General features: G+C 53.3%; 15 protein-coding genes. 11 read left to right on the forward strand and 4 right to left on the reverse strand.

Going from position 1 to position 16902, the window contains the following annotated elements:
- Nucleotide 1: 1 nt before the first annotated feature.
- Nucleotides 2-439 carry a MerR family transcriptional regulator gene (locus tag HZA49_02685; protein ID MBI5778343.1) on the reverse strand — a complete coding sequence of 146 codons (438 nt, stop codon included), beginning with the start codon at nt 437-439 and terminating at the stop codon, nt 2-4.
- 109 nt (nt 440-548) lie between these two features.
- Between HZA49_02685 and HZA49_02690 the strand changes: the two genes are divergently transcribed.
- The 4 genes from HZA49_02690 to HZA49_02705 all read left to right on the forward strand — a co-directional run bounded on the left by HZA49_02690 (nt 549) and on the right by HZA49_02705 (nt 5622).
- On the forward strand, nt 549-1988 hold the full coding sequence (locus HZA49_02690) for an HD domain-containing protein (GenBank protein ID MBI5778344.1): 1440 nt from the start codon (nt 549-551) through the stop codon (nt 1986-1988).
- Between the two features lie 147 nt (nt 1989-2135).
- Complete coding sequence (gene der / locus HZA49_02695; GenBank protein MBI5778345.1) at nt 2136-3485, forward strand: ribosome biogenesis GTPase Der; 1350 nt, start codon at nt 2136-2138, stop codon at nt 3483-3485.
- Nucleotides 3486-3575: 90 nt separating this feature from the next.
- Nucleotides 3576-4463 carry a decaprenyl-phosphate phosphoribosyltransferase gene (locus tag HZA49_02700; GenBank protein MBI5778346.1) on the forward strand — a complete coding sequence of 296 codons (888 nt, stop codon included), beginning with the start codon at nt 3576-3578 and terminating at the stop codon, nt 4461-4463.
- Between the two features lie 85 nt (nt 4464-4548).
- On the forward strand, nt 4549-5622 hold the full coding sequence (locus tag HZA49_02705) for a DUF362 domain-containing protein (GenBank protein MBI5778347.1): 1074 nt from the start codon (nt 4549-4551) through the stop codon (nt 5620-5622).
- Nucleotides 5623-5703: 81 nt separating this feature from the next.
- Here HZA49_02705 and murJ read toward each other — a convergent pair whose 3' ends face one another.
- A complete protein-coding gene (gene murJ / locus HZA49_02710) occupies nt 5704-7299 on the reverse strand; it encodes a murein biosynthesis integral membrane protein MurJ (GenBank protein ID MBI5778348.1) in 1596 nt (531 codons plus the stop codon).
- Nucleotides 7300-7451: 152 nt separating this feature from the next.
- On the opposite strand from murJ, the gene HZA49_02715 reads away from it, so the two are divergent.
- Nucleotides 7452-8093, forward strand: a complete 642-nt coding sequence (locus HZA49_02715) for a hypothetical protein (GenBank protein MBI5778349.1) — start codon at nt 7452-7454, stop codon at nt 8091-8093.
- A gap of 5 nt (nt 8094-8098) precedes the next feature.
- On the opposite strand, the gene HZA49_02720 is transcribed toward HZA49_02715, so the two are convergent.
- On the reverse strand, nt 8099-10312 hold the full coding sequence (locus HZA49_02720) for a cation-translocating P-type ATPase (GenBank protein MBI5778350.1): 2214 nt from the start codon (nt 10310-10312) through the stop codon (nt 8099-8101).
- Nucleotides 10313-10351: 39 nt separating this feature from the next.
- Complete coding sequence (locus HZA49_02725) at nt 10352-11011, reverse strand: DUF3786 domain-containing protein (GenBank protein ID MBI5778351.1); 660 nt, start codon at nt 11009-11011, stop codon at nt 10352-10354.
- Nucleotides 11012-11135: 124 nt separating this feature from the next.
- Between HZA49_02725 and HZA49_02730 the strand changes: the two genes are divergently transcribed.
- The 6 genes from HZA49_02730 to HZA49_02755 all read left to right on the forward strand — a co-directional run bounded on the left by HZA49_02730 (nt 11136) and on the right by HZA49_02755 (nt 16885).
- Nucleotides 11136-11762: an RluA family pseudouridine synthase gene (locus HZA49_02730; protein MBI5778352.1), complete on the forward strand. Its 627-nt coding sequence runs from the start codon at nt 11136-11138 to the stop codon at nt 11760-11762.
- A complete protein-coding gene (locus HZA49_02735) occupies nt 11759-12868 on the forward strand; it encodes an LptF/LptG family permease (protein ID MBI5778353.1) in 1110 nt (369 codons plus the stop codon). Before HZA49_02730 ends, HZA49_02735 begins: the two co-directional genes overlap by 4 nt.
- Entirely contained in the window at nt 12858-14000 is a 1143-nt protein-coding gene (locus HZA49_02740) for an LptF/LptG family permease (GenBank protein ID MBI5778354.1), read from the forward strand. Before HZA49_02735 ends, HZA49_02740 begins: the two co-directional genes overlap by 11 nt.
- A 48-nt stretch (nt 14001-14048) precedes the next feature.
- Nucleotides 14049-14897, forward strand: coding sequence for a HesA/MoeB/ThiF family protein (locus HZA49_02745; protein ID MBI5778355.1), 849 nt, complete (start codon nt 14049-14051; stop codon nt 14895-14897).
- Between the two features lie 39 nt (nt 14898-14936).
- On the forward strand, nt 14937-15908 hold the full coding sequence (locus HZA49_02750) for a histone deacetylase (GenBank protein ID MBI5778356.1): 972 nt from the start codon (nt 14937-14939) through the stop codon (nt 15906-15908).
- 122 nt (nt 15909-16030) lie between these two features.
- Nucleotides 16031-16885, forward strand: coding sequence for an ABC transporter permease (locus tag HZA49_02755; GenBank protein MBI5778357.1), 855 nt, complete (start codon nt 16031-16033; stop codon nt 16883-16885).
- The last annotated feature ends 17 nt before the right edge of the window (nt 16886-16902 follow it).

Below are 16902 nucleotides of genomic sequence, written 5' to 3' on the forward strand. Positions count from 1 at the left end.
ATTATTCCTCCGGATAAGCCATTGGGCTTATCGCATTGGCGTCTTTGTTATTTTTTTCACCGGTCTTGATAATAAAAATCGGGCAGAACGGGCAGATTTCCGGGCTGCAGCCTTTATGATTCTTGACCACCTGCCAGCAATGTTTGCGGATATTGCCGTAGGCCGGGCATTTGGGGCGCCGGCAGCGCTTAATCTCCCAGCAGCCGGCCCGCAGGTAGAACTCCTTCAGGCCGCTGATGGTCATCCGCCGCTCGGTCAGGTAATACCTGATGTCCTTGACAAATCCCACCTCGCAGCCGGTGTACATCCGGCGGTTGTTGATTTTCTTGGGCCTGATTAATCCCTGTTTTTCGTATTCCCGGAGCATGCGAATCGGCGTGCCGGTTAACTGCGCCACCACCGCGATACTGAAAGCCGGTATGTTGTCAGCCACTTTCATAATAATTATCCAGCCATATTTTTGTAATATTGTCAAGTAAAATAATCGCATCTGAATTTATAGTCCAGTTTACTTGATTCCCGCTGCTAAATAAGATATACACATTTTTATGGATAAATGTAATATTGACCGGGCGGTTTCCTCGACCATCAGGATTGACAAGCTGACCATGCTGCTGCAGGTCAGCAGCGCCCTGATGCGGGAAAAGGACATCGACCGCCTGCTTAAGCTGATAATCGAAAACGCCACGGTCATCCTGGGCGCCGAACGCAGTTCCATCTTCCTGATGGATTACGATACCAACGAGCTCTATACCAAAGTGGCCCAGCTGAAAGAGGCCTCGGAAATCAGGTTCCCGGCCGACAAGGGCATCGCCGGTTACGCGGTCAAGAATTCCTCGCTGGTCAATATCCCGGACGCCTACAAGGATGCGCGTTTTAATCCGGCCGTGGACAAGCAGACCGGATTCAAAACCCGGAACATCCTGACCGCCCCAATGCTCAACCACAAGAACGAAACGGTCGGGGTCTTGCAGGTGCTGAATAAAAGGCGGGGCGTTTTCCTGGCCGAAGACGAGGCGCTGATAATGGCCTTGGCCGCCCAGGCCGCGGTAGCCGTGGAAAACGCCCAGTTATACCAGGAACAGGAACTGACCCTGAAGAGTTTCCTCAAGACCATGGGCTCGGCCATCGATGCCCGGGACCCGACCACGGCCGGCCACTCGGAACGGGTAGCCCGCTTTGCCATCAACCTGGGCAAGGCTTTGGGCTTTAACGAAACCGAATTGAAGATGCTGGACTATTCCGCGGCCCTGCACGACGTGGGCAAGATCGGCGTGCCGGACCGGGTGCTGCTTAAACCCGACAAGCTCACGCCCGAGGAATTCGACGAGATGAAGCGCCATGCCAGCCGGACCAAGGAAATACTGGATAACATGTTCTTTGCCCGGGAACTCCGCGAGATTCCCCACATCGCCTCGACCCATCACGAGAAACTGGACGGTTCCGGTTATCCCTCTGGCCTGAAGTCGGAACAGATGACCGTCTCGGCCAAGATTCTGGCCATTGCCGACGTCTATGACGCCCTGGTGGCCCAGGACCGGCCGTATAAAAAGGCCATGACTCACGAACAGGCCATTGCCATACTGGAACAGGGCCGGGACGCCAAATTCGACGGCAAGCTCCTGGACCTGTTCAAGGAAAAGAAACTCTACCTGATTGAACGGCGTCGATTGCCCAGGTTTGCCGTTAAACTTCCCTTTGAATACCGGCCGGTAAAGACCGCCGGGATTGACAAACTCACGGCCGAGACCGTCAATATCAGCGCCACCGGCCTGTTGCTGGGCAGCCGGAAATTATTGCCGCTGGGCGCCGAACTGGAGATATTCATGCGCCTGGCGGAACGGGATTATCATTTCATCGGCAAGGTGGTCCGGTCCGAGCAGAAATTCGCCATGCAGGTATATTATATGGGCGTGGCATTCTTCGGCATAACCGAACCCGAACAGAATGACTTATCCGCGGTCCTGGCACAGTATAAGAAAGTATAAAAAGGCAACCACGCACTAAGCGAAGCGTGACCACGGAGTGAATTAACACTAATACACACGAAAAATACTCGGGTAAAATAAATCCCCAATTATTGGTGTTCATTCGTGTCTATTCGTGGTTACGAAGTTTTCCTGATTAGGTAATATATGCATAATATCGTCGCAATCGTCGGCCGGCCCAATGTCGGCAAATCCACTCTCTTTAACGCCCTGACCCGGCGCCGGGTGGCCATCGTGGACGCCATTGCCGGCACCACCCGGGACCGCATCTCGGCCGAGGTCACCCGGAATAATCTCACCGTGGAATTGATTGACACGGGCGGATTCGAACCCAACTCGCAACAGGCGCTCTGGGCCGAGATTCGCCAGCAGATAAATGCCGCCCTGGATTCCGCCGACCTGATTATCTTCCTGGCCGATATCCGGACCGGAGTGACCGACCTGGACCTGGAAATCAGCAAGACCCTGCACCGCCAGACCAAGCCCGTGTTCCTGTGCATCAACAAGGCCGATACCATGCAATTGGAGGCCAGGCTCGGGGAATTCCGCAAGCTCGGTTGGGGCGAACCCCTGGCCGTCTCAGCCCTGCAGAAACGGGGCCTGGACGAGCTCTGGGAAAAACTAAGGGGTTATACGCCTGAAACGCCCAAAGTTTACACTGATGGCGCCGAGGCGCCAGAATGTGCAAGACCCGCGCCGCACGACGCCTTGAAAATCGCCATTGCCGGCAAGCGCAACGTGGGCAAATCCACCCTGGTCAATAACCTGGCCCAGGAGGAACGCACCATTGTCAGCCCGATTCCCGGCACCACCCGGGACGCTATTGACGTCCTGTTCGAAAAGGACGGACAGAAATTTATCGCCATCGACACAGCCGGCGTCCTGAAAAAGAAGAAACTCAAAGATGCGGTGGAAATCTACAGCCAGCAACGGACCGACTCGGCCATCCAGCGGGCCGACGTGGTGCTCTTTATGCTGGACGCCCGCGATAAAATCTCAGAGGTGGATAAGAAAATCGCCCATTCCATCGTGGAAAATTACAAGCCCTGCATTATCGCGGTCAATAAATGGGACCTGGTAAAAGACCGGAAATCAGGCGAATACCAGGAATACCTGGACGGGGTGCTGCCGGCGCTGTCGTTCGCGCCGATTGTCTTCATCTCGGCCAAGACCGGATTTAATGTTGACTCCATCGTCCAGATGAGCCGGGAACTCTACCAACAGGCCGGCATAAAAATCCCGACTCCGGGCCTGAACAAGGTGGCCGAGAAGATAAAGTCGCTTCTGCCGGTGGCGCACCGGGGCGCCCCGATTCCCAAGATATACTATGTGGCCCAGACCGGCTCATTCCCGCCCACTATTACCCTGATGATAAACAACAGCGCCCTGTTCAGCAAGCAGGCTATCCGCTATATCCAGCAGCAATTGCGCAAGGAACTATCCATCAGCGAAGTGCCGATCAAGGTCCTGCTCAAGAATAAGAGCCGGAAAAAATAGCCGGTTCAGCCACCCATTTTTATTCAATGTCAGCAGGATTGAATTTAATAGACATGTCTTGAGCGTCTCTGTTATAATAAATTACATATTATGCTTATCCCGATTATTGAATCGCTCCGGCCCAAGCAATGGCTGAAGAACCTGTTCGTCTTTGCCGCCCTGGCCTTCTCGCGTAATTTCACCGAGATGCCTTTGCTGCTGAAAACCCTGGAGGCCTCCGTAGTCTTCTGCCTGTTAAGCAGCGCCTGCTATATCATCAACGACATTCTGGATGCCAAGGCTGACCGGCTTCACCCCATCAAGTCCCGGCGCCCGATTGCCTCAGGCCGGCTGCCCATCCTGCCCGCCCTGATTGTGGCCACCATATTATTGGCCGTCTCGCTGGGCTGGGCCGCAAAATTATCCCTGCCCATCAATAACCAGACCGGTCTGCCGTTCTTCCATATCGTCATGGCGTATGCGCTATTGCAGATATTGTATTCGCTGGCCCTGAAGAAAGTCATCATCCTGGATGCGCTGGTGATTGCCACCGGATTCGTCCTGCGGATGGTGGCCGGGGCTGTAGCTATCAATATCGCCATCTCCAGCTGGCTCTATATCTGCACCATTTCGCTGTCACTGTTCATCGCCTTCTCCAAGCGCCGGGCTGAGATGACCGTAATGGAGACACCTGAAAGCCACCGTCCGGTCTTGGGTGAGTATTCGCCCTATCTGTTGGACCAGATGATTTCGTCCTTGACTGCCTCAACCATTATGGCCTATACGCTCTATACCCTGGCCGAGGAGACGGTCGCCAAACTCGGCTCCCAAAATATGCTCCTGACCATCCCCTTTGTAGTCTACGGAATCTTCCGGTATCTGTATTTAGTACATCATAAGCAGCAAGGAGGAGAACCAGAGAATATCATCCTGGCGGACAAGCCTCTGCTGATTGATATATTAGCGTGGGTAACGGTGGTGATAATAATTTTGTATTAGCCACTAAGGCACAAAACCAATAAAGCAATAAAGAGTAAATGATATCTTGTTCCTAGTGACTTCGTGTCTTTGTGGCAAAGCATTTATGCGTTCTAAAATAGCAGTTCTTAAGACCACGCCAGCCACGGTGCTGGATGATTACCGGAAACTGATGCGCCTGGCGGACTACAAAAACACCCTGTCACCGGACCAGGACACGATTATCAAACTCAATCTCTCCTGGACCCGTTATTTCCCGGCCTGTTCCTCGCAACCCTGGCAACTGGCTGGCGTGGTCCAGACCCTGCTGGCGGACGGCTTTGCCCGCGAGCGCCTGTTCCCGCTGGAGAATAAGACCGTGGTAACCGACCCGATTAAGGGCGCGCAGAATAACCGCTGGCTACCAGTACTGGATAAATACAACCTGGCCTTCACGCCGTTGACGGAGGTTAAGTGGGTCAAATACCAGTTCAAACATAATCTCCTGATGCTGGATAAGATATTCCCGGATGGCATTGAGATTCCGGAGATGTTTATCGGGAAGAACATCATCCATCTGCCGACCGTCAAGACGCACGGGCATACGGTCACGACCGGCGCTATCAAGAACTCCTTCGGCGGCCTGCTGAAAGAGGCGCGCCACTATGCCCACAAACATATCCATGAGGTGCTGGTGGATTTGATGATAATGCAGCAGGAACTGCATCCCGGTATATTCAGCGTGATGGACGGCACGGTCTGCGGAGACGGGGCCGGTCCGCGCACCATGGTGCCGGTCATCAAGGACTACATCCTGGCCGGCGCTGATTCGGTGGCGCTGGATGCCGTGGCCGCTAAGATGATGGGCTTTGACCCGCTCAAGATAGATTACCTCCGAATCTGCAACGAGATGGGACTGGGCAATGCCGAGATGAAGAACATCGAGATAGTCGGCGCGGATATCTCTGGCGTGGATTTCGGATTCCGGACCAGGAAGAGTTTGGTCATCTGGGGCGACCAGCTGCTGCGCCAGGGCGGGCTAAAGACCATCGGCAAGATTGCTTTGCATCCGGCGCTGATGGGCTGGGCGCCGCTGGCCTCTAATCTCTATCACGATTTCCTCTGGTATCCGCTGATAGGTAAACACAGAATCAGTAAATTTATGGAAACGGAATGGGGGAAACTGTTCCGGGAATATTAGCCACAGAGATTAGCCACCAAGTCACGAAGGCACGAAAAGGAAAAACAAACCCGTGCGAACTTAGTGTCTTCATGGCAGGAATTACGATGTCTTCTTGGGGTGAATAACCTCAGTCATTAAATGTGGCTGGAATATCTTGGAAAACCCCAGGTATGAACCGATGCCTAACACGACCAGGCCGAGGACCCGGACGGTCTCCCACAAAAGATTCGGCGCCGGAGGCAGATACCTGAATCCCAGGTAACACACCATGCCCATCAGCAAACTGCAGAAGAGCGGCAGAATCAGGCTTTTCATAAACGCGCTTAATATTCCACCGGCTTCCGGAGCAATCGTCCGGCTTTTCCGCCCCAGGATATAAAGCAGTATCACCAGATTCAGGATGGATGAAACCGTGGTGGCCAGGGCGATGCCGCTTTCCCTGAACGGGAAGACCAGAATGATATTGAGAATGAAGTTGGTGATAACCATATAAATCCCGACCTTGACCGGCGTGACCATATCCTTCAGGGAATAGAAGGCCCGGTTGGTAATCTGGACCGCGCCATAAGACCAGATGCCGATGGAGTAGAATATCAGGACAAAGGTGGTCCGGGACACCGCGTCCAAGGAAAAGGACTTGATATGAAACAACGCGGACGGCAGCGAATAAAAAGACCAGTGGATAACCGGCTCGGCCAGGACCATCAGGCCGACTGAAGCCGGAAACCCCACGAACAGGGCAATCCTGAGCGCCTTGTTCAGCTCCTTGAACATCCCGCTGATGTCGTTCCTGGCCACATACTCGGCCAGGAACGGAAAGACCGCGGTGGCCAGCGAGATGCCGATTAAGGCAAAGGGGAATTGCATCAGCCGGTTGCCGTAATAGAGCGCCGAAACCGCGCCTTTTTCCGGAATCAGCGCGTAAGCAATCAGGTTATCTATAAAAAGGTTGACCTGGAACACCGCCAGACCGATTACGACCGGTCCCATCAGGCGCAGGATTTCCTTTAGGCCCGGATGCCGGAAATCTACGGCCGGCCGGTAGATGATATTACGCTTGAACAGCGGCGGCAGTTGAATCAACACCTCAAGGATGCCGCCGGCCAGGATAGCCCAGGCAATAATCGCCACCTTATTCTCATCGCTGGTATTGATCTGCCCGGCTATGATAAACCCGCCGATCCAGCAGATATTCAGGACCACCGAGGCCAGGGCCGGCATCAGGAAGTGCTTGAACGAATTCAGGACAGCCTGGAGCAGCGCCACCAGGCAGATCAGCGGCATATAGGGAATCATTATGCGCAGTAATTTCAGGAATACCGGTGAAAATACCTTGGTCGGCTGAACCAGCGAAGGCGTGATAAACGGGATAACAAAGGTGGTTAATATGACCAGCCCGGCAATCAGGGCCAGGAACCCGAAGAGCATGGTGATAATAACATTGATCAACCGCACTACCTCGGAAAACGGTTTTTGGTTGATGTAGGATGACAGGGTGGGTATGAACGCGGCCGAGAGCGCGCCCTCGCCAAACAGCCGGCGGAAGAGATTGGGAATCTGGAAAGCAAAGATGAAGGCGTCCCAGACCGGGCCGAAGAAGCCGGTGCAGAGCACATCGCGCAGGAATCCCAGAATCCGGCTCAACAGGATACAGGCGCTGATAAGACCGGCCGAACCAAGAATGCTCTTTTTCATATTATAATGCCCTTTTATATTATCGGACAGGGGCAGTGCCAGATTAAACTAATTTAATCTTATACACAATAAAATAACTTGACTAAAACCGCGGGGATATTAATAATAATCGTCAATTAACTTCGCATCATGATTAGATAAGGAGCCAAAATATGAATAAGGTTATAAAAATGGGTTTTGTATTGTTTTTAGGGTTATTGATTACCGGCTGCGCCATGCCCGCGGGGGGAATGATGAAGGAGCGGGTTTCGTCATATAACACCGATAGTACACAAGTGGTTTATTCCAATCAGGTCAGCCAGGAATTTATTGACGGGGTCGGGGATATGGCCTTGGGCCTGCTGACCTCAGACGCCATTGCCAAGGCGTCAACACCGCCGTTAATCGTCATCAGGCCGCTGGAAACCGAAGGCGAGGTGCCTTTTGACACCGCGAAATATGCGGAAGCCGAACGGAGCCTGTTAATCGGCAAGGCCGGAGACAAGGTCAGATTTATCGATAAAGAGACGACCGTGGAGGCGAATTATTATCTGTACGGGGTGATTTCCATAGCCGCAGCCGCCACCCCGCCATCCAATACCCCCGGCAGGAGACGATACTCGACTCAATCCGCCACAAATTATTTACAGCAAGCAGCTAAGAGCAACCAAGAAACGACGAGCGACAATAGGGCGTATAAGTTTACCATGATGCTGGTTGACCCGCATGCCAATGCCACGCTTTGGAAGGATGAATGCGGTTTCACGCCAACAGAAATGCCGCAAACCTCTCCCAAGAAGAAGCGTTCCAAATAATACTCCTATCTTAACAGGCGCAGGGAGTTAGCGATAACCAGGAGCGAGGAAAGCTGGTGCGCCACCGCGCCCCAGATCATATTGTGCTGGTGCTGGACGAACCAGGTCACCACGACCATCATTACGATATTATATAAAATAGAAAAGGAGAAGTTCTGCCTGATGACGCCCAGGACCCGGCGGGACAGCGCAATGGCCTGCGGGATTTTGGACAGGTCATCGCTCATCAGCGAGACGTCCGCCGCTTCAATGGCCACGTCAGAGCCGAAGGCGCCCATGGCCAAGCCGACATCCGCGGCGGCCAGGGCCGGGGCGTCATTGACCCCGTCGCCCACCATCCCGACCTTAAAACCCTGGGCCTTGAGTTCCTTGAGTTTGTTGACCTTGTCTTCGGGCAGCATACCGGCATAGAATTCCGGAGCGCCCACCTGTTGGGCAACGGCGGACGCCACCCGTAGGTTATCGCCGGTAATGATGGCTATCTTTTTTATCCCGGCCTGTTTTAGTTTCTGTATGGCTTCCGGCGCCTGGGACTTGAGGGTGTCGGTCACGCCGATAATGCCGACGATGTTTTTATCGCGCACTACTACTAAGGTGGTCTTGCCCTGGCCCTCCAGGCGAGCGATTGTCTCATTCACGGCCGGTGTAATATTAATCTTTTCTTCACTAATCAGCCGGCTGTTGCCGACTATGATGATTTTATCCCGGCAGGTTGCCTTGATACCCGAGCCCTTGAATATTTCGCAGGTCTCGGGCTCCGGAACCGGTATTTTAAATTCCGCTGCTTTATTCAACACAGCCCGGGCAATCGGGTGTTCGGAACTTCGCTCAGCCAGCCCGGCTAATGATAAGACGTCTGATTCGGTATTGTTGCCTACAGGAACGATATCGGTCACGGCCAGTTTGCCGGTAGTGAGCGTGCCGGTCTTGTCTATCAAGAGCGCATTCAGCCCGCCTAATGCCTCCAGGTATTGACCGCCCTTGATAAGAATGCCCTTGCGCGAGGCATTGGCCAGACCGGTGATTACCGCGGTGGGCGTGGCCAGAACCAGGGCGCAAGGACAGGCCACGATAAGCAAGGTTATGGCTGTATAGATATTGAGAGTCAGGACAAACACTATAACGCTGATGGCCAGGACCAGAGGGATAAAATATTTGGCATAGCGGTCCGCCACCCGCTGGATAGGCGCCTTCTGCGATTCGGCTTCCAGAATCAGCCGCTTAATCAGGGCGAATTTGGTGTCGTCTCCGGTCTTGGTGGCCTTCATCTCAAAGGCATTGCCTTCGTTAATAGTGCCACTGTAAACCGTATCGGATTGTTTTCCGCCAGAGGCGGATCCGCCGTTATCTTTGGCGGACTTCTCCACCGGCAGCGATTCGCCGGTCAGCATTGATTCATTAAGCGTGCCCTGGCCTTTGACAATGACGCCGTCTACCGGGATTCTGGCGCCCGGCTTGATTATCAGAATATCGTCAACCTTGACGCTTTCAGAAGGGACTTCCAGTTCAATGCTTATTTCGTCGGTGCCCCGTTTGACCAGCGTCGAAACCGGCGCCAGATTGAGAAGTTTAGTGGTGGCCTTGCGGCTCTGGCGCAGAGCGAATCGCTCCAGGGTCTCGCCGATGAGCATAATCAGGATGACCATGGCGGCTTCTTTATAGGCGCCGACAATAACCGCGGCAATAGAGGCGATAGAGACCAGGGTAAACACGGTCAGGTCCCGGACCAGCAGCGCCTGGATAGCGCCTTTTAATATGGTGTAACCGCCGATGATGATAACGCCTAATGACAACAAATTGGATAGGGTCAATTCCCAAGCCAGCGGATGAGGCGCCAGATGCAGTAGGTCGACCAGATTGGCGGCAATGACCAGAACCGCGCAGAGCGCCATCTGGGCAAAGAATATCCGTTCCGCCCAATAAGCCCGGGTCTTTTCCCAGACGGTTTCCCGGACAATATATCCGGGTCGGGTAATGGCTTTTTTGATGTGCTCAATATCGGTCCGATACGGGTCGTAACGCACCGCCACCTTCTCGCCGATGAAGTTAACGCTGGCCTCCATCACGCCGTTGACGCAGAGCAGTGATTTTTCTATATTCAGGGCGCAGGCCGGACAGTGCATTCCGGCAATTGGAATAGTCACCCGGCTGCTGTTTATATCTTTGCGTGCCGGCGGGGTATCTTTTTTCGGCTGATGGTCACAACAAGCAATGGACATATATAATAATGTATCTTACCTCAAAGGTTAAGTCAACCATTATTTCAGATAGCTGACCTCAGCGCCTGACTTGATTATCCGGTGGGCAATAATTTCGGTAATGATAATTATGTCTTCCAAAGGCAGGTAATGGGTAATGCCGGTGTCGTAGAGCACCTTAAGAGTCTCGATTGCCGGCTCTGGTGAGTTATCCGATTCCCAGAGCACAAAAGACAGTGGCACATTGGGCAGGACCAGTGACTTAAACCGATATTGCCGCCCTTCCCGGGTCAGGTTAAATCCGATACTCTGCACAGCCTTGATGAATCCGGCCGGCGCTGCGGCAAATCTCCTGACAATCAGGTCGATACTGCGCGCCTTGTAGGTGGGATAATAGAATGCCGCGCCCGGGATATGTTCCAGGGTGGCCTCCTCCCGGGTGAGCGGTGAGCCGTCGGCCGTAACCAGATAATGCAGGAGCAGGATCTTCTCGCTGATTTTTGGCTCCCGGCCGGAAGAAGTAACTATGTTTTTGCCCCGGTCTTTTCCGCCAGAGGCGGATCCGCTTTCGGCGGAAATTATAAAGGTCTCGCCCAGCAGTTCAATAGATAATATGCCGTCAGCCAGCCTGGCGCTGCTGTTAAAGGCCACGTCAGCCAAATCCAGCTGGGCCAGCTTTTCGCAGGCCAGTTTGTATGACGTTTCGTAGGGATTCTGCATAATATTCAGTAAGCGGATTTAGCAGATTCTGCCGATTTAGCAGATTTATTCCGTCATTCTGCTTAATCAGTTTTATCTGCTTAATCTGTTTACACAACGGCTGTACAAATTATAATTAATCATTATGAAATATTCCATCGCCTTTGAAGACGATTACCTGCTGGTCGTGGACAAATCATCCGGGCTGCTGGTCATCCCCACGCCCAAGGGTGAAACGAACACCCTAACCGACCTGTTAAATAACTATCTGGCGTCCAAATACCCGGGGCAGAATATCAAGGCCCATCCCTGCCACCGCCTGGACCGGGAAACCTCAGGCCTGATATTATACGCCAAAGGCAAGGCAATGCAACAAAAAGTGATGGACCAGTTCCACCAGAAACAGGTGGGCAAGAAATATCTGGCCTTTGTCCAGGGCCGCCCCAAGAAACAAACCGGATTCATCAATTACAGGCTGGAAGGCAACGAGGCCGGCACCAAATATCAGGTGGTAAAATATTACCCGGCCGGATATTCACTGCTGGAAGTGGAGCCGGTTACCGGCCGAACCAACCAAATTCGCCTGCATTTCAAGATGATCGGCCATCCGGTGGTGGGCGAGCGCAAGTTTGCCTTTGCCAAGGATTATCCGGTCAAGGCCAAGCGGCTGATGCTCCACTCATCCTTTATTTCCCTGGTTCATCCGAACACCAATGAACCGGTGAGTTTTAGTAGCAATCTGCCGGCCGATATGCTATCATTCAACGCATGATTATTCAGAGATACGTTATCCGGGAATGGCTGATAAATCTCATGATAGTTACCACGGTCCTGCTGGCTGTGATTCTGCTGATAGTCCCGTTCTTCCAGTTCCAGAAGTATACGGCTCTGGATGAGGAATTCGTCTTCAAGGTCCTGCCGTATTTTGTGCCTATTTCGCTGGTCTATATCATTCCGCTGGCCGTATTGCTGGCCAGTTTATTCGTCTTCGGCCGGCTGGCCGAGGACAATGAATTGCTGGCCATGAAATCATCCGGCATTTCGCTGGGCCGGATAACCCGGCCAATATTATACCTGACCGTTATCCTATCCATCGGGGTAATCCTGATAAACACCCGGCTCATCCCCTACTGCCATTCCCAGACCAGGCAGTTGACTATTTCGGTGTTTGAGAAACGGCTGTTCTCCGGTTCCCGCGGGGCGGACGAGATAAAACTGCCGGACGGCAAGATTACCTATGCGAACTATGATAACGGGATTTTCGAGTCGGTCCGCCTGCTCAAGTTCGGCCAGAAAAAAGAGGATTTGACCGAGGAGCTCTCGGCCCAAAAAGGCAAGTTCAAAATTGACGAAGACAAGGCCGAACTCGCGCTGGACCTAGACAAAGTCTATATCACCCGCTGGGAAAAAGGCGCCGCGACAGGCAAAGAACGAACCATACCGCATCTGGTGCCGGCCGACCGGATGATTTACAAGATGGACGTCTCCACCCTGTTTGCCCCGTCCCGCCGAAACCTGGCCAGTTTAACCGACAGCGAGCTGGATGAAATGCTCATCCAGTATAAAGACAATCCCACCAAAACCCGGCAGGTCCTGTTCAGCAAATACCAGCGCTATGCCAGCGGCCTGACGCCGCTGATCTTCGCCCTGATCGGCATTCCCATCGGCGTGTTAATCCGCAAGGGCTCCAAAGTAGCCGGCATCGGCATCAGCATGCTGGTCGTCTTTGTCGGCTATTATCCGCTGACCATGTTTTCCAACCTGCTGGGCGTGAAAAAAACCGTTATTCCGGTCATAGCCTCGGTCTGGCTGGGCAATATTATTATCGGACTGGCCGCCCTGGCTTTGGTTTACTACATAATCAAGAATGATAAATAAACTGCTGCTGTCCGGGCCTTATTCATACATCCGGAAACTGGATTATTATGTCCTGAAAGCTTTCCTGTTCGCGCTGACCATCTCCATCCTGGCCCTGCTGGGCTTATATATCGTGATTCACTTTTTCACCAATATCAGCGACTTCATCGAGATTACCCAACAGGAGGTTTTTATCTTCATTCCCAGGTATTATCTCATCCGGCTGCCGATAATCCTGTATAAACTCATCCCGATAATGATGCTCATTGCGGTGATGATCGCCGTTTCCCGCCTGATGAAAACCCGGGAACTGATCGCCATGCTCTCGGCCGGCATCGGCATCCACCGTATCGTCCTGCCCATCTTTATCGCCGTGTTGTTTATCATCGGCATAATGTATTTTGTCAACGAGGTGGTCACGCCGTATCTGGGCAAGTACCTGACCATCACGGAAAAGATTCTCAAGTCCGAAGGCTCGGACCGGTTCCTCATCCGCCAGGCCCGCTCGGCCGCCTCATCAGAAGGGCCGGCATCAACCTACCAGTTTACCATAAAGAAATACGACTATGTAAAACAAACGATGCATTCCATCTGGGTGAATCAGTATGACCCGGAGAGCAACCTGATGGCCCAGATTATCGCGGAACGGGCCGAGTGGACGGAAAAGAAGCTCCCGGGCTGGATGTTTTACCACGGGACGTTTTATTCGTATGACAATACCGGGCGCCGCAAGTCGCTGCCCCGGTCCTTTCAGGGCGAGGGCTTCCTGCTTTCCTGCGACCTGACTCCGCGCTCCATAGAAAAGGTCGAGGAGACCTCGGCCTATATGAACTCTCGCCAGCTGGGCAATCTCATTACCCTGCAGCCCAACAACCGCGCCCTGCAGGTCCAGTATTACTCCAAGCTGACCGATCCGCTGATTGTCCTGATACTGATATTCCTGGGCCTGCCGTTTGCCCTGGCCCGGAAAAACCAGAATTTCTTTACCGGCATCGGCATCTGCCTGATGGCCAGCCTGGGATTCTTCATGGTGAAATTCCTGTTCGAGGGATTCGGCAACAAGGGCATCATGCCGCCCCTGTTGGCCGTAACATTACCCTTGATAATATTCGCCGCGCTTGGTATAATATTAGCCAGAAGGATTCGTACTTAGCAAAGCGTGACACGAAGCACCCCGATAGGGGAGCGCACGTAAACTTAAATGAATAACAGCGAACACCGCAGTGACCGTCCGCCCTCTGGACGGGACCTCGCCTCGGCGGGCGATAGCGACCAATTCAGCCGCCATATCCGGCTGCCCTATTTCGGCGTCGAGGGGCAGAAGAAAATCAGCCAGGCAAAAGTGTTTGTGGTCGGCGCCGGCGGACTGGGCTCGCCGGTGGCCACTTACCTGGCCGCGGCCGGGGTCGGCACGCTCGGGCTGATTGATAACGATACAGTGGAAATCTCCAACCTGCCCAGACAGATATTGCATCATCCGGGCACGGTCAGCGAACTCAAGACCGCCTCGGCCGAAAAACGCCTGGCCCAGGTCAATCCGAATATCAAACTCAATATCTACTCCGAACGGCTCAAGGCCGATAATATCGCCGGCCTAATCAAGGACTACGATGTGGTGGTGGACGGCAGCGATAATTTCGCCACCAAATTCCTGCTCAACGATGCCTGCGTGATGCAAAGTATCCCGCTGATTCACGCCGGCGTCCTGCGCTACGGCGGACAAGTAATAACCATCTTACCCCATAAAAGCGCCTGTTACCGATGCATCTTTCCGGAACCGCCGCCGGCCAACAGCGTCCCAACCTGCCAGGAGGCCGGCATCCTCAATACCGTGGCCGGAATCATCGGACTGATACAGGCCACCGATGCAATCAAACTTATCATCAAGGCCGGCCAGCCGCTGACAAATAAATTACTGGTCTTTGACGCACTGGATATGAGTTTCCGAACTATAGAAATACAGCGCAGCCGGAATTGCCCGGTTTGCTCCAAAAACCCCTCGATTAAGACGCTGAACGACTGTGATTCCACTTCATTGGAATGCAGATAACATGCTAAATACTGTATACTTTATACTACATACTTTACCATGACCACCTATTTAGTTTACTCTGACATCTATCTGGAACACGACACCGGACCGCATCCGGAAACCAGCCAGCGGCTGGCCGCCACCATGGCCTACCTCAAAAGAAAGGACTGGCTAAACAAGACAACCCTGCTTGAACCGCGCCAGGCATCCATTGACGAGATTGCCTATGTCCACAGCCGGGAACACATCGAATCGGTCCGGAAAGTGGCCGAGCAAGGCGGGGGCTATCTGGATGGCGATACCCCGGTGTCAGAAAAATCCTATGAGGTGGCGCTCTATGCCGCCGGCGGAGTCCTAACCGCGGTTGATAAGGTTATGAAATCTAATCCGGGAAATCCGCATTCCGCACTCCACACTCCGCAATTTAATAACGCCCTGTGCCTGGTCCGTCCGCCCGGGCATCACGCTATGCCTACGCACGGCATGGGATTCTGCCTGTTCAATAACGTCGCCATTGCCGCCCGCTACGCCCAGAAGAAGCACGGCCTGAAAAAGATTGCCATCATCGACTGGGACCTGCACCACGGCAACGGCACCCAAGAGGCGTTCTGGTTTGACGACACGGTCCTGTTCTGTTCCCTGCATCGTTACCCCTATTATCCGGGCAGCGGCTCGGAGGCGGAAACCGGCTCAGGCAAGGGCGCGGACTTCACAATCAATATCCCGGTCTCCGGATATACCTCCAGCCGGGAATACCTGGACAAATTCTCCCGCCTGATGACCGATGCGGTCCGGCCGTTCAAGCCGGATTTCATCTTCATCTCTGCCGGATTTGACAGTTACAAAAACGACCCGCTGGGCGGACTGGGCCTGGAAATAAGCGACTATGGTGAGATGACCCGTCTGGTCCGGGCCGTGGCCGATGAATGCTGCCAAGGCCGGATGGTCAGCGTCCTGGAAGGCGGTTATGACCTCCAGGGCCTGCCGCTCTGTATCGAGGCGCACCTGTCGGAATTAAGCGCTGGTTAGTTAGAGCCGATAGGAAGGTAGTGACGTACCGGCTCTTATCCCGTAGCTTACGTCCTCCCAAGCGGAGGGGTTAGAAATTATTTTATTTGACTTTTATCCCTCTTTTTGGATAATATTTCACAATGTCTAACATCTACAACATCGGCCGGATTACCTATCAGGAGGCGGTGCGCCAGACGCTGTTTTATATCGTGCTGGCCGTCTCGGCCGTCCTGCTCCTGATTTCGCCGCTGTTCTGCCTGTTTGCCTTTGGCGAGGAGGTCTCGATGATGCGCGAGGTCGGCCTGGCCACCATCACCTTCGCCGGCATCCTGATTGCCGTCCTGACCGCTTCACAAGTCATCACCAGCGAGATAGAAAACCTGACCGCCATCATGCTCCTGGCCAAGCCGGTCCGCAGGAGCGAATTCATCATCGGCAAATTCGCCGGCATCCTATTCACCATCCTGATTGCCTTCCTGTTTCTGGGCGCGGTCTTTATCCTGACCTACTGGTATACGGAATTCCTGCCGGTGCTCGAAGCCAATGTCAAGGCCGGCAAGTATCTGACCGGTTCGGCGTCAAAGCTCCAGGACACCTATACGTTCTTCCGGACCGATGTCTGGCTGCTGGCCAAAGGCATCTACGGCTGTTTCCTCCAGGTGTCTATCATGACCTCATTTGCCGTGATTCTGTCCACCTATTTCTCGCTGGTCATTTCCGGCATCGGCTGTTTTGCCGTGCTTATCCTGGGCAATATCTCTGATTACCTTTATCATTCGCTCAGCCAGGGTTCCTCCATAATCGTTACCGGCCTGGCCCGGATCTTCTCCGCGCTCCTGCCCCATTTCAGCCTGCTCAACACCAGTTCACTGGTTACCGCCCAGTCACCTGTTTCCCTCTACTATCTCTTATTGACCTCTTTTTATACGCTGATTTATGTTGCTTTTGTCTTATATATAACCATACTGATATTCTCGAAGAGGGAAATCAAATAATTCTTTATGTACACGGA

This window comes from Planctomycetota bacterium, from assembly GCA_016235865.1.
Taxonomy (GTDB): Bacteria; Planctomycetota; MHYJ01; order JACQXL01; family JACQXL01; genus JACRIK01.

Bases quoted from the DNA above. Each gene is read 5' to 3' on its own strand.
- HZA49_02685 (MBI5778343.1), bottom strand. From the start codon at position 439: ATGAAAGTGGCTGACAACATACCGGCTTTCAGTATCGCGGTGGTGGCG.
- HZA49_02690 (MBI5778344.1), top strand. From the start codon at position 549: ATGGATAAATGTAATATTGACCGGGCGGTTTCCTCGACCATCAGGATT.
- der (MBI5778345.1), top strand. From the start codon at position 2,136: ATGCATAATATCGTCGCAATCGTCGGCCGGCCCAATGTCGGCAAATCC.
- HZA49_02700 (MBI5778346.1), top strand. From the start codon at position 3,576: ATGCTTATCCCGATTATTGAATCGCTCCGGCCCAAGCAATGGCTGAAG.
- HZA49_02705 (MBI5778347.1), top strand. From the start codon at position 4,549: ATGCGTTCTAAAATAGCAGTTCTTAAGACCACGCCAGCCACGGTGCTG.
- murJ (MBI5778348.1), bottom strand. From the start codon at position 7,299: ATGAAAAAGAGCATTCTTGGTTCGGCCGGTCTTATCAGCGCCTGTATC.
- HZA49_02715 (MBI5778349.1), top strand. From the start codon at position 7,452: ATGAATAAGGTTATAAAAATGGGTTTTGTATTGTTTTTAGGGTTATTG.
- HZA49_02720 (MBI5778350.1), bottom strand. From the start codon at position 10,312: ATGTCCATTGCTTGTTGTGACCATCAGCCGAAAAAAGATACCCCGCCG.
- HZA49_02725 (MBI5778351.1), bottom strand. From the start codon at position 11,011: ATGCAGAATCCCTACGAAACGTCATACAAACTGGCCTGCGAAAAGCTG.
- HZA49_02730 (MBI5778352.1), top strand. From the start codon at position 11,136: ATGAAATATTCCATCGCCTTTGAAGACGATTACCTGCTGGTCGTGGAC.
- HZA49_02735 (MBI5778353.1), top strand. From the start codon at position 11,759: ATGATTATTCAGAGATACGTTATCCGGGAATGGCTGATAAATCTCATG.
- HZA49_02740 (MBI5778354.1), top strand. From the start codon at position 12,858: ATGATAAATAAACTGCTGCTGTCCGGGCCTTATTCATACATCCGGAAA.
- HZA49_02745 (MBI5778355.1), top strand. From the start codon at position 14,049: ATGAATAACAGCGAACACCGCAGTGACCGTCCGCCCTCTGGACGGGAC.
- HZA49_02750 (MBI5778356.1), top strand. From the start codon at position 14,937: ATGACCACCTATTTAGTTTACTCTGACATCTATCTGGAACACGACACC.
- HZA49_02755 (MBI5778357.1), top strand. From the start codon at position 16,031: ATGTCTAACATCTACAACATCGGCCGGATTACCTATCAGGAGGCGGTG.